The organism is Pelomonas baiyunensis (assembly GCF_043555935.1).
GTDB classification, from domain to species: domain Bacteria; phylum Pseudomonadota; class Gammaproteobacteria; order Burkholderiales; family Burkholderiaceae_C; genus Pelomonas; species Pelomonas baiyunensis.
Genome location: NZ_JBIGIB010000001.1, coordinates 828,568 through 841,082 on the forward strand (window position 1 = coordinate 828,568; position 12,515 = coordinate 841,082).

General features: G+C 70.5%; 9 protein-coding genes and 1 tRNA gene. 3 read left to right on the forward strand and 7 right to left on the reverse strand.

What is annotated here, in order from left to right; translation table 11 throughout:
* Positions 1-99: 99 nt before the first annotated feature.
* Positions 100-1,566: a sigma-54-dependent transcriptional regulator gene (locus ACG01O_RS03685; protein WP_394381488.1), complete on the forward strand. Its 1,467-nt coding sequence runs from the start codon at positions 100-102 to the stop codon at positions 1,564-1,566.
* On the opposite strand, the gene ACG01O_RS03690 is transcribed toward ACG01O_RS03685, so the two are convergent.
* Positions 1,521-3,836, reverse strand: a complete 2,316-nt coding sequence (locus tag ACG01O_RS03690) for an ATP-binding protein (RefSeq protein ID WP_394381490.1) — start codon at positions 3,834-3,836, stop codon at positions 1,521-1,523. The two genes, ACG01O_RS03685 and ACG01O_RS03690, sit on opposite strands and share 46 nt — an antisense overlap.
* A 153-nt stretch (positions 3,837-3,989) precedes the next feature.
* Positions 3,990-5,195, reverse strand: a complete 1,206-nt coding sequence (locus tag ACG01O_RS03695) for an AI-2E family transporter (RefSeq protein ID WP_394381492.1) — start codon at positions 5,193-5,195, stop codon at positions 3,990-3,992.
* Between the two features lie 476 nt (positions 5,196-5,671).
* On the opposite strand from ACG01O_RS03695, the gene ACG01O_RS03700 reads away from it, so the two are divergent.
* Both ACG01O_RS03700 and ACG01O_RS03705 read left to right on the forward strand, forming a co-directional pair.
* Complete coding sequence (locus ACG01O_RS03700; protein WP_394381494.1) at positions 5,672-5,866, forward strand: CsbD family protein; 195 nt, start codon at positions 5,672-5,674, stop codon at positions 5,864-5,866.
* Between the two features lie 98 nt (positions 5,867-5,964).
* Positions 5,965-7,791 (forward strand): ATP-binding protein, encoded by a 1,827-nt coding sequence (locus ACG01O_RS03705; RefSeq protein WP_394381496.1) that lies wholly within the window; start codon positions 5,965-5,967, stop codon positions 7,789-7,791.
* A gap of 38 nt (positions 7,792-7,829) precedes the next feature.
* Here ACG01O_RS03705 and ACG01O_RS03710 read toward each other — a convergent pair whose 3' ends face one another.
* From ACG01O_RS03710 to ACG01O_RS03730, 5 genes are all read right to left on the reverse strand, one after another.
* Complete coding sequence (locus ACG01O_RS03710) at positions 7,830-9,212, reverse strand: multicopper oxidase family protein (protein WP_394381498.1); 1,383 nt, start codon at positions 9,210-9,212, stop codon at positions 7,830-7,832.
* Between the two features lie 9 nt (positions 9,213-9,221).
* Positions 9,222-10,673 carry a TolC family protein gene (locus tag ACG01O_RS03715; protein WP_394381500.1) on the reverse strand — a complete coding sequence of 484 codons (1,452 nt, stop codon included), beginning with the start codon at positions 10,671-10,673 and terminating at the stop codon, positions 9,222-9,224.
* A gap of 163 nt (positions 10,674-10,836) precedes the next feature.
* Positions 10,837-11,088, reverse strand: coding sequence for a hypothetical protein (locus ACG01O_RS03720; RefSeq protein WP_394381501.1), 252 nt, complete (start codon positions 11,086-11,088; stop codon positions 10,837-10,839).
* A 282-nt stretch (positions 11,089-11,370) separates the two neighbouring features.
* Positions 11,371-11,446 (reverse strand) — tRNA-Thr (locus ACG01O_RS03725).
* 49 nt (positions 11,447-11,495) lie between these two features.
* On the reverse strand, positions 11,496-12,512 hold the full coding sequence (locus tag ACG01O_RS03730) for a class 1 fructose-bisphosphatase (protein WP_394381503.1): 1,017 nt from the start codon (positions 12,510-12,512) through the stop codon (positions 11,496-11,498).
* Positions 12,513-12,515 lie beyond the last annotated feature (3 nt).

A 12,515-nucleotide genomic window follows, 5' to 3' on the forward strand; every position in this document is an offset into this window, starting at 1 on the left:
AAACGGCGTGCCCGCCGAATGTGGCCACAATGAGCGCTCTCATTGCCGGCCCTCAGCCACGGTTACAGCCACAGCCACACCCACAAGGACTTCTCTCGCATGCCGCACGCCCTGGTGGTGGACGATGACCCCGATGCCGCAGCCTCGCTGCGCGACCTGATCGCCGGCGAGCGTTTCACGGTGGCCGTGGCGCACACCCTGCGCGAAGCCCGCGCGCAAATTGCCCTGCAGCAACCCGACATCCTGTTGCTGGACCTGCGCCTGCCGGACGGCAACGGCATGGAGTTGCTGGCCGACCCGCAGCTGGTGGCCGACTCCGAGGTGGTGCTGTGCACCGGCCACGCCAACCTGGAAACCTCCATCCAGGCGCTGCGCCTGGGGGCGGCGGACTACCTCGTCAAACCGATCAACCTCAAGCAGCTGCAAGGCGTGCTGTCGCGCATCATGAAGCCGGCGGCGTTGAAGGCCGAGGTGCAGGGGCTCACCGCCCGGGTCGACGAGACAGGGCAATTCGGCCACCTGTGGGGGCGCAGCATGCCGATGAAGCGCATCTACGAGCAGATTTCGCGCGTGGCGGCCACAGGGGTGTCGGTGTTCATCACTGGCGAGTCGGGCACGGGCAAGGAGGTGGTGGCGCAGACGCTGCACGACCTCAGCCGCCGTCGCCATCGGCCCTTCCTGGCGGTGAACTGCGGTGCCATCAGCCCGCATCTGTTCGAGAGCGAAATCTTCGGCCACGAGAAGGGCAGCTTCACCGGCGCCGAGCGCCAACACCTGGGCTTCTTCGAGCGGGCCAGCGGCGGCACGCTGTTCCTGGACGAAATCACCGAGATGCCGCTGGAGCTGCAGGTCAAGCTGCTGCGGGTGTTGGAGACCGGCCGCTTCATGCGCGTGGGCAGCAGCACGGCGCTGGAAACCGATGTGCGCATCGTGGCCGCCACCAACCGGCTGCCGGACCAGGCCGTGTCGTCAGGCAAGTTGCGCGAAGACCTGCTCTACCGGCTCAACATCTTTCCGATCGCACTGCCTCCGCTGCGCGACCGGGTGAGTGACATCCCGCTGCTGGCCGAGCACTTCCTGCAGGGCTTCAGCGCGCAAGAGGGCCTGCGGCGGCACTTCACGCCGGAAGCGGTGCGCGCGCTGTGCGCCCACAACTGGCCCGGCAATGTGCGCGAGTTGCGCAACGCCATCCAGCGGGCCTGTGTGATGGCCACATCGGCCGAGGTGGATGCCGCTTGGCTGCCGGTGGCCGGCGACGCGTGGGCGCAGGGCGCTGGGCGAGAGGCGACGGCCGCAAGCGCTGGCGGGGCCCAGGCAACTGCGCCAGCGGGGCTGTCTGCTGCCACCGCCACCCCGCCGGCTCACGGCGTGCCGCAGGTGGTGCTGCCGGTGGGTACCAGCTTGGCGGAAGCCGAACGGGCCTTGGTGCTGGCCACGCTGCGCCACCATCACCACCACAAAGAGCGCACCGCGGCCGTGCTGGGCATCAGCCTGAAGACGCTCTACAACCGGCTGAAGGACTACGCCGGTGAGGCCGCGTCGCCGGAGGATGCGCCGGCCGACTGACCAGACGATTGACCGGGCGTTTGGCCGGCCGATTCACCGGCCGCCGGACCGCGGGCCGCAACACGCAACGCGGCCAGCAGGTCGTGCGGCGCGCAGGGCTTGCGCAGCTGCGTGAATTCGCCGGGGCTCACGTCCGCCAGGTTGAAGCCGCTGATCAGCACCACCGCCAGCGCGGGGTGCTGTGCCCGCAGTTGGCGTGCCAGGGCCACGCCGTCCAGGCGACCGGGCATCACCACATCGGTCAACACCACGTCCACCTGCGGCAGCCTCTCCATCTGCTCCAGGGCTTGGTCGGCGCCCGCGGCACGGTGCACCCGGGCGCCGTGGGCCGAGAGCAAGGCGGCGGTCACCTCAGCCAGCGAGGCGTCGTCTTCCACCAGCAGCACGTGCGTGCCGTTCAGCGTTTCGATTGGCCCGGTGCCTGCGGCGGCGCCGTCGTGCAAATGGACCGCGCTGGCGCTGTGCACGGGGCTGGCCGCAGGCGGCACCACCGGCAGCAGCAGCGACACCGTAGTGCCGAGGCCCGGCGTGCTGGCCAGGCGCGCGGTGCCGCCGGCCTGGGTGGCAAAACCGTGCACCTGGCTCAGGCCCAGGCCCGTGCCTTGCCCCACCTGCTTGGTGGTGAAGAACGGCTCGAACGCGTGTTCCACCTGCGCCGCGTCCAGCCCGCGCCCGTCGTCGCTCACGGCCAGCAGCACGTAGGTGCCGGGGGCGAGGTCGGCGGCTTCGTCGGCCGTCGCCAGGCGGGCCAGCAGGTGCAGCGCTCCGCCGTCCGGCAGTGCGTCGTGCGCGTTCAGGGCCAGGTTGACCAATGCCAGGTCCAGTTCCGAGGCGTCCACCTGCACCGCTGGCAGGTCGGGCGTCACCTCCACGCGGATGTCGATCGTGCGGCTCAACACGCTGCGCATCAGGCCCTGCACCTCGGGCAAGTAACGGTCCAGCTGAACGGCTTGCGCCAGCGCCGGGTGCTGCCCTGAGAAACGCAGCAGGTGCTGGGTGAGCTGGCTGCCCCGGTCCACCGAGCGTTGGATGGCCCCAAGCGCACGCTCCAAGGTAGACCCAGCCGCCTGGCGCGCGATGAGGTGACGGCTGTTGCTGATGATGCCCAGCAGGTTGTTGAACTCGTGCGCCACGCCTCCCGTCAGCCGGCCCAGTGCCATGACGCGCTGCTCTTGCGCCACCCGCTGCTCCACCTGCCGCGTGCGGGCCACGGCTTCGGCCACGCTGCGCTCGAGCTCATCGCGCGCCTGGGCGAGGCTGCGTCCGGCATCGGCCAGTGCAACCGCCACACCATCGGCCTCGACGAGGCCCGTGGCCTGCGCCTGCACGGGGCGCGCGGCCTGCAGGTCTTGCGCCAGGCCCTCCAGCGCCCGCACGGGCGTCTCGATGCGCCGCGCCACCCACATCGCGCCCAGCAGGGCCAGCGCCAACAAGGCCAGTGCGCCCACCACCAGGCGCTGCACCGCTTGGGGCATGCGGCCGGCGTAGGCGGCGCGTGGCATGGCGCTCACGTAGGTCCAGCCGGTGGCGGAGGTGCTGAAGTAGCCCACCGTCTGCATGCCGTCCAGCGAGATGCTTTCGAATTCGCCCTCACGCGCCTGCTTCAGCCGCTCCAGGATCACCGGCGTGGCCAGCCGGCCCACGAACTGGGCGCCGCCGGGCCGTCGGGCCACGAGGTGTCCGGTGGCGTCCAGCACGGTGCCGAACCAGCCGGGCGGCGGCGCCATCGCGTCCACGATGCGCTGCAACTCTGCTGGCTTCACCGTGACGACGATGTTGTAGGCCAGCCGGTCTTGCCGCATCACCGGCTCCACCCAGGCCGCGTGGGCCTCCCACCGGGGGTCCAAGCCCAGCGGCAGCATCACGGGCTGTGCTTGCAGCTGGGCAGGCCCCGGGGTGCTGGTGGTTTGTCCTTCGGGTTGGCGCGTGCTGATCAGCACCTCCCCCGGGGCGCGCAGTTCCACCCAGCCCTCCAGGCCTTGCATGGCGCGTCGTGCCAACTGGTCGAAGCCGAGCCGGCGCTCGGCGTCCAGCGGCAGGCTGCCATCCAGCTCGGGCGACTGCGCCAGCACATGCGCGATGGCGGCGCGCCGTTGCAACTCGCCATCCACCAGCATCGACAAGGCCCGCGAGGTGTCGCGCAGCGTGCGGCTGTGGGCCACGCGCTCGGCTTCGTAGGTGCTGCCAATCAGCCAGGCCACGCCCAGCATGCAGGGCAGAAGGGCCGACAACACCAACAGCAGCAGACGGGATCGGATGGTGACCGGCATGGCAAACGAAGCTAGCAGGCTGGCATGCCAGGATGCCGGCGCAAGGGCGGGGCCCAACCATAGCGCCCCCACGAGCCGCCGACCGCAACGATCGGCGCATTGCAAATCGATTGCAAACCCCGTGCCCGAACCCGACGGCGTCGCCTGAGGCGCTCAACCGAAGCGTCGGCGCACCCGGATCGGGGCCGGGCTGCGCAGCAGGCTGCGCAAGGAGGGCGGCGGCGCGCGGTGGGTGCCTTCCAGGTACAGGCACAGCAGCCGCAGGCTGCGGCGGCGCCGGCAGAGGTTGCGCAGGCCGATGAGCAGCGGCACGGCAATCACCGCACCCACCACGCCCCACAGCCAGCCCCAGAACAGCACCGACAAAAACACCGACAGTGCGCTCAGCGACAAGCGCTGGCCCACCACCAGCGGCGATACCACATTGCTCTCCACCGCGTGCAGCGCGAGGTACGCGAGCATGGGGCCGAACACCGCCGGGCCGGGCGCGAAGCTGGTGATGCCGGCCAGCAGCAGCAGGCCCATCACCACCAGCGGCCCCAGGTAGGGAATGAAGCCCAGCAAGGCCGTGAGGCCGCCCCAGAGCAGCGGGTTGGGCAGGCCCAGCAGCCACAGGGCGCTGGCCGTGAGCACCCCCACGGTGGCGTTGATGAGCGCCAGCGCGGCCAGGTAGCGGCTGATGTCGCGTTGGGCTGCCCGCACCCCGCCCAGCAACAAGGCCCGGGTGCGACGCCGGGGCAGGGCCTCCACGGTGCGCGACAGCAGCCAATGCTCCGACGCCAGCAAAAAGTAGGTCAGCAACACCGTGGCGGCGGCGGACAGCAGCACCGAGACGCCGCGTGCGAGCACCAGCCCGGTCAGCGCCACGCCTTCGCTGGCCAGCTTCTCTTTCAACGGGTCGGCCGGCGGGGTGGCCGTGCGTGTCGGCCCGGCGCGGGCGGGGGCCAGGGGCGCAGCGCCCAAACCCGGCACGGCCTCGCGCAGTTTTTCCACCTGCTCCATCAGCTGGGCCACGGTGCGGGGCGCGCTCTCCCACCAATGGGCGGCGGGGCGCGCCAAGGCGGCGGCCACGCTGACGGCGCCCAACAGCAGTGCCGTCACCAGCACCAGCGCGCCCCACTGGCTGGGCAGGCCGTGCCGGTGCAGCCAGCGCACGCCAGGGGCCAGCGTGAAGGTCAACACCACGGCCAGCACCACGGGCGCGAGCAGGGGTCGGGCCTCGCGCACCGCAAACAGCGCCGCCAGCACCAGCAGGGCTTGCAGCGTTCGGCGCCCGGGGTAGGCCGCCGCTGCGGCGCGGGCACCGGGCACGGTCGATGCGGTGGGTGGGCGGGCGGGGACGTCCGGCGTGGCGGTCATGTCAGCTCAATCCGGCGGTCTGCCGGTGCGGTGGGGTGGCAGGTTTTGCGGCAAAACGCGCCGCGGCCGGGGTGGGCGGCGGTAAAAACTGCCGACCGTTTGCGCCCGCGCCGCGGCTCGCAGGGGCGTCAATGGAAGAACAGATACACCAGCACCAGCACGATGCCGGGCACGCCCAGCAGCCACGCGAGAAGGTACTTGCCCATGGAATGCTCCTGAAGTGAAGGGGTTGAGGGGAGTGCACGGCGCAAGCATCGCCCCGCGCCGGGTGCCGGCTGGGCAGACGGTGGCGCGGCCGGCTGTAGGAGACCCTGCCACGCCCTCATGGGGCTTTGGCCGTAGGACGCTGACCACAGCCGCGCGCGGCACTGGCTGGCGCCGCCGGCCTGACGCGACATCTACGCTGACTCCGTCCCCACCGCAGATGCTTGGCATGTCGCCCGGCGCACCGGCGGGGTTTGAACCAGGAGCCCCTCATGAACAGCGATCAAATCAAAGGCACCGTCAAGGATGTGGCCGGCCAGGCGCAGCGCAAGCTGGGTGAAGTGATCGGCAGCACCGAGCAGCAGGTCAAGGGCGCCGCCACGCAAGTGGAAGGCAAGGTGCAAAAGGCCGTGGGCGATGCCCGCGAGGCGCTGGAAGATGCGCGCGACGCCCGCCGCAATCCCTGAGCGTCAGTCGGCATGGCCGGCATGACTTGATGCAGTGGTGGCCCAGTGGCCGATGATTCCGTCTCGGGCCACCACTGCCGCGTGCCGGCGACTGCCACATGGATGAATTGCGCCTTGCGCTTGAAGCGATAGAACAACCGGCCTTTGCCGCCGACGAGCGGGGCCAGGTGATGGCGGTGAACGCCGCGTACGTGAGCCTGCTGTGTGGCGGAGCGGTGGGTGACCTGCATTTGGCCTGGAAGACCTGCCTGGGCCTGGACGGGCTGCAGGCCTGGCACCGCGGGGTGGCCGCCGGGCGTGGCTTCGGGGCGCCCTTGCGGCCGTTTCAGGCGCTGGGGCGCTGGCGCTACCAGGCGTCGCCCGTGCTGGGCGGAGCGCTCGGGGCCCGGTGGTGGGTGACGCTGCGCCGTGAAAGCCTGGACGACGCGCTGGACGACGACCTGATTCGCCTCAGCCTGCACGCGGCCGTGCGGGCCGGGCGCATGGGGCTGTGGGAATGGAACCCCGAGACGGGCGACTCGCTCTGGAGCCCCGAGCTGTACGACCTGATGCGGTTGCCCCGCGGCCTGGGGCTGGAGCCCGGCGAGCGCTTTTTGTCGATGCTGCACCCGGACGACCGGGCCACGGTGGACGCAGCCGTGGCGGCGGCCCCGGCGCGCGGTGGTATCGACCCGTTCTTGTTTCGCATCCAGGCCGGCGACGGCAGCCTGCGCTGGATCATGACCTGCGCCAGCACCACCGGTCAGCCGGGCGAGCCCGGCCTGAACGGCGGGCGCCTGGTGGGGGTCAACATCGACGTGACCGACACGGTGGAGGCCGAGCAGCGCCTGGAAGCCGAGCGCCTGGAGCGCAGCCGGCAGGAGCAGATCATGCGGGCCGTGATGGCCCATGCGCCGGTGGGCGTGGCCGTCGCGCTGCAGGGCGAGCCGGACCTGGCCGATGTGAGCCGATTCGGCGCCGACATGGTGGGGTTGGATGTGCAGTCGGCGCGGGCCTGGTCGGCCTGGCAGATGCGGCGCCGGCCGGACGACGCACCCCTGGCCGCGGATGCCTTGCCGCTGGCACGGGCCAGCGCGGGCGAGGTGATCCGGGACGAGGAATGGCTGCTGCGCTCGCAGGACGGGCGTGAGATTCCGGTGACCTGCAACGCCGGCCCCATCCACGACGCCGACGGCGCGGTGGTGGGCGGTGCAGTGGTTTGGTACGACGTGACGCCCTTCAAAGCCGCCGAGCGCCAGCGCGACTTGTTCCTCGCGGCCGTGTCGCACGAGCTGCGCACGCCGCTCAGCGCCATCCTCGCCTGGGCCGAGACCCTGCAGCGCCGGCCCACACCGGAGTTGCTGTCACGCGGGCTGGAGGCGATTGCGCGCAATGTGCTGGTGCAAAGCCGCCTCGTGGACGACTTGCTGGACGTGTCCCGCATGGCGGCGGGCAAGCTCACGCTCAACCTCGCCGCCGACGACCTGGTGCGGCTGGTGGACGCGGCCCTGGAGACCGTGATGCCGATTGCCAACGCGGCTCAGGTGGCGCTGGTGCTGGACGCGGCGGAGGCTCCGCGGCTGCCGGTGTTGGCGGACGAGCTCCGCCTGCGGCAGGCGATCTGGAACCTGCTGACGAATGCGGTGAAGTTCTCGCGAGCTGGCGGGCTGGTGGAGGTGGTGCTGCGTCGCCACGCCGACTGGGCCGAACTGCAGGTGCGTGACCGCGGCGTGGGCATCGAGCCGGCGCAGCTGGCGCGCGTGTTCGACCCGTTCTGGCAGGCCGGCCCGCGCGACACGGGCCGGGCCGAAGGCCTGGGGCTGGGCTTGGCGATCGCCCAGCACATCACGCGCAGCCACCAGGGTGAGTTGCATGCCCACAGCGAGGGGGTGGGGCGGGGCTCCACGTTCTCGCTGCGTGTGCCCTTGCACGTACCGCCACTCTGACGGCACCGGCGGGCGCAGCTCGCCGCCCAGGCCGGGCCTCAGTGGTGGTGGCCGTGAGACGCGCCTTCGCCCGGCTTGCGCACCTGCGCGGCACCGCTGGCCGCCGGGGCGGGCGGGTTCTGCCGCGCGGGCTCGGGCAACTCGGCCGTGTACTCATTGGCCAGGGTGCCGGCGGGGTGCTGGTAAGGGCCGGGGTCGCGGTAGTCGCCCGACTTCTGGTTGTCGCGCACCTTCACCACGCTGAACATGCCGCCCATGCCCACTGGCCCGAAGGGCCCTTCGCCGGTCATCATCGGCAGCGTGTTCTCGGGCAGCGGCATGGCCATTTGCGCCATGTCGTGCATGCCCTTGTCGCCCATCGCCATGTAGCCAGGAATCAGCTGCGAAATCTTCTCGGCCACGCCTTGGGTGTCCACCCCCATCATGTTGGGCAGGCCGTGGCCCATGGCGTTCATGGTGTGGTGCGACTTGTGGCAATGCAGCGCCCAGTCGCCTGCGATGGCGTTGAACTCCAGGGCCCGCATCTGGCCCACGGCGATGTCGGTCGTGACCTCGGGCCAGCGGGCGCTGCGCGGCACCCAGCCGCCATCGGTGCCGGTCACCTCGAAGTGCGGGCCGTGCATGTGGATGGGGTGGTTGGTCATGGTGAGGTTGCCCACCCGAATGCGCACGCGGTCGCCGGTGCGGGCCACGAGCGGGTCAATGCCCGGGAACGCGCGGCTGTTCCAGGTCCAGAGGTTGAAGTCCAGCATGGTGCTCACACGCGGCGTGGCGCTGCCGGGTTCGATGTCGTAGGCGTTCAGCAGAAAGCCGAAGTCGCGGTCCACCCGGTGCTGGCGCACATCGCGCGGGTGGATGATGAACAGGCCCATCATGCCCATGGCCATCTGCACCATCTCGTCGGCATGGGGGTGGTACATGTGGGTGCCCGGCCGTTGCAGCACGAACTCGTACATGTAGGTTTTGCCCACCTCGATGGGCGGCTGCGTGAGGCCGGCCACGCCGTCCATGCCTGAGGGCAGCAGCACGCCATGCCAATGCACGGTGGTGGGCTCGGGCAGGCGGTTGGTGACGAAGATGCGGATGCGGTCCCCCTCCACCGCCTCGATGGTGGGACCGGGGCTGCTGCCGTTGTAGCCCCACAGCCGGGCCGTCATGCCCGGCGCGATTTCGCGCAGCACCGGCTCGGCCACGAGGTGGAATTCCTTCACCCCGTTCTTCATGCGCCAGGGCAAAGACCAGCCGTTGAGCGTGACCAGGGGTTGGAAAGGCCGGCCGTTGGGCGGCAGCGGCGGGGGCAGCGTGGCAGCGCTGGATTCGGAGGCGGATTCGGGTAACGAGGCGGCGCCCGTGCGGCTCACGGCGGCAGCGCCCAGGAAGGCGGCACCGGCCGCGCGGATGAAAGATCGGCGTTGGGTCATGGGGCAGTCTCAGTGGCGGGCGGTGTTGGCAGCGGCGGGGCGGGTCGGGGCATCAACGGGCGCGCCTCGGTACGGCGCGCCGGCCGCCACGGCCTGGAGCTGGGCGTCGGCCAGCCAGTAGTCCCGCAAGGCTTGCACGGCGGTGGTGACGGTGCCGATCTGGTCGCGCGCGTCGGCCAGCAGGTCGAACACGCTGATCAGCATGCCGTTGTAGCGAAGCAGTTGCTCGTCGGAGATGCGCTTGCGCAGCGGCACGGCCTCGTGCCACTGGTGCTGCGCCACGGCGTATGCGGCCTGGTAGGCCGAGTGGGCTTCGCGCATGTCCGACTCCGCCTGCGCGGCGGCGGCCGCGGTCTGGTGCAGGGCGCGCTGGTACTCGGCCTCGGCGCGAGCCAAGCGGGCGTCGCCGGGGTCGAACAGCGGCAGTTCCAGAGAAACGTCGAAGCCCCGCTGGCGGGCGTCGCCGGTCTGGTTTTTCTGCAGGGTGCCGAGCTCCAGCACGTTCACGAACCGCGAGGCGCGCGTCCAGCTGAGCGCCCGCGCGGCGGTTTGAGCCTGCTGCCGGGCCAGCTGCACATCCAGCCGGGTTTCCAGCGCTGCCCGCAGCGCGGCGGCCGGCTCGGCCGGGGCCTCGGGCAGGGGTTGCAGGCGTTCGGGCAGCGTCATGCGGGCGGGGTCTCCAGCCAGGCCCAGCGCGCGGGCCAGGCGCTCGCGGGTGGCTGTGGCTTGGTGGCGGGCGCGCGCCAGGTTGGCGCGTGCGTCCGACTGGAAGGCCTGCTCCCGCCATTGCGCCAGCCGGCTGAAGTTGCCGGCTTCCTGCATGCGGCGCGCCAGTTCGCTGGCGGCATCCGCCGCGGTTTGCACCTGCTGGTGGTAGCCCAGCAACTCTTGCGCGGCCACGGCTTCATGGAAGGCCAGGCGAGCCTCGGTGGCCTGCTGCACCACTGCCTGAGCGGCCTGCAGCCGGGCTTCATCGAACCGGCTTTGGCCCAGGTCTCGGGCGGCGGGCAGGGCCAGCAGCCCCAGCACGCTGACGGTGAGCGAGCGGTCCAGCTCGGTGTGCCCGCCGCCGCGGATGCGGCCAAAGCCCAAGGTGGGGTTGGCCAAGCGCGCGGCCTGGGCCCGATCGGCCTCGGCCACGCCCAACGCGGCCAGCGTCGACTGCAAGCCGGGGTGGTTCAGCAGGGCGATGTCCACACAGCGGTCGGCGGTAAGCGGCTCAGCCAGCCAGGCCTGCACTTGCTCCGCGGCACGTGCGCGGTCAGCGTCGGTGCGTTGCGCGGCCACCGGGCGGCCCAGCCGGGCCTGCGTGAGCGAAGACAGCGAGGCCACGCCGCCGTCGGGTGAAACGGCCGCACAGCCGGACAGCGACCCCACCGCGGCCATCGTGGCGGCCATGACGGCGGCCGCCGACAGGGTGCGGGTCACCTTGGAGGTGCGGCGCAAAGAGTTTGCGTTCATGAGAATTTCCAGAGAACCAAGCACCGACGCCGTCAGTGCCAGCCAACGTCCGTGCCCACGCCGACGTCAGGGCGGCGTGGGCAGGGGCAATTTCAGGGGCAGCGCGCCCCAAGCACGGGCCGCGACGGATGGGCCGCCCAGAGGGCCGGGCCACCGTCGGGCATCAGCCGCGTCGGGGAGGTCGCTCCAGGCCGCTGGGGAGGTGGCGCGCCGGCGGCGTCAGCAACTCGGGAAAGTGGGTCACCTCGCCCGCGCCGGGCAGGGCGAGCGTCGGGCCATGGGCGGGCAGGGCCAGGGCGGCGATGCCAGCCGCACACATCGCGGCACACACCGGGCAGCGCTCCTCGGCCGCCGCGGGCGGCGCTTCGTCATGACACGTGGCTCCGGCGGCCATGTCCGCAGTGGGCATCGTCATGGGTTGCGCTTGGGACGGGGTCAGCGTCTTCGCCGGGCCTGATGACATCGGGCAACTCCAGCCCAGCGCCAGCGCGCCGCGCAACGGCATCAGCACGGCCAGCAGCAAGACCCAAACAAGACGCGACGTCGACATCCAAAAAGCGTAGCACGCGAGGCTGATGCCCGGCTTTGATCACGCGCAGCCGCCGGCAAGGTGAACGCACGTGGACCATGCGTCCTGAAGCTCAGCCCAGAAACGACAAAGCCCAGTCGGTGAAGACTGGGCTTTGTGCTTGAAACCTGGTGCCGGCAAGAGGAGTCGAACCCCCGACCTTCGCATTACGAATGCGCTGCTCTACCAACTGAGCTATGCCGGCCCGCTGTTGCGGATTTCAGCGTTGCCGCCGAAGCCCGCCATTATAGCCACTATTTTTCAGTCGATTCAAGATGGTAGGCCGTGATGCGTTCCACCTCGTTTTTCGAGCCCAGGGCCACGGCCACGCGTTCGTGGAGCTTGGTGGGCTGCAGGTTCATGATGCGCTCGGTGCCGTTGGTGGCGGCGCCGCCGGCTTGCTCCACGATGAAGGCCATGGGATTGGCTTCGTACATGAGCCGCAGCTTGCCGGGCTTGTCGGGCTCCCGCTGGTCCCAGGGGTACATGAACACGCCGCCGCGGGTGAGGATGCGGTGCACGTCGGCCACCATGCTGGCCACCCAGCGCATGTTGAAGTCCTTGCCGCGGGGGCCGGTGCTGCCGGCCAGGCATTCGTCGATGTAGCGCTTCACCGGCGGGGCCCAGTGGCGCATGTTGGACATGTTGATCGCGAATTCCTTCGTGTCCTCGGGGATCTTGACCTGGTCCTGCGTCAGCACCCAGGAACCCGTCTCGCGGTCGAGCGTGAACACGGCGACGCCATCGCCCACGGTCAGCACCAGCATGCTTTGCGGGCCGTAGACGCAGTAGCCGGCCGCGGCCTGCTGCTTGCCGGGCTGCAAGAAGTCGTCTTCGCTGACGCCGCGCGAATGGCCCACCTTGCGCAACACGCTGAAGATGGTGCCGATACTGACGTTCACGTCGATGTTGGACGAGCCGTCGAGCGGGTCGAACAGCAGCAGGTATTCGCCCTGCGGGTAGCGGTTGGGCACCACGTAGATGCCGTCCATTTCCTCGCTGGCCATGGCGGCGAGGTGGCCGCCCCATTCGTTGGCCTCGATCAGCACCTCGTTGGCGATGATGTCGAGCTTCTTCTGCACTTCGCCCTGCACGTTCTCGCTGCCGGCGCTGCCGAGCACATCGCCCAGGGCGCCCTTGTTCACGGCAATGGCGATGCGCTTGCAGGCGCGGGCGACGACTTCAATCAGCAGGCGCAACTCCTGCGGGATGTGGCCGTGCTCGCGTTGTTGCTCGACGAGGTATTGGGTCAGGCTGGTTTGGCGGGACATGGG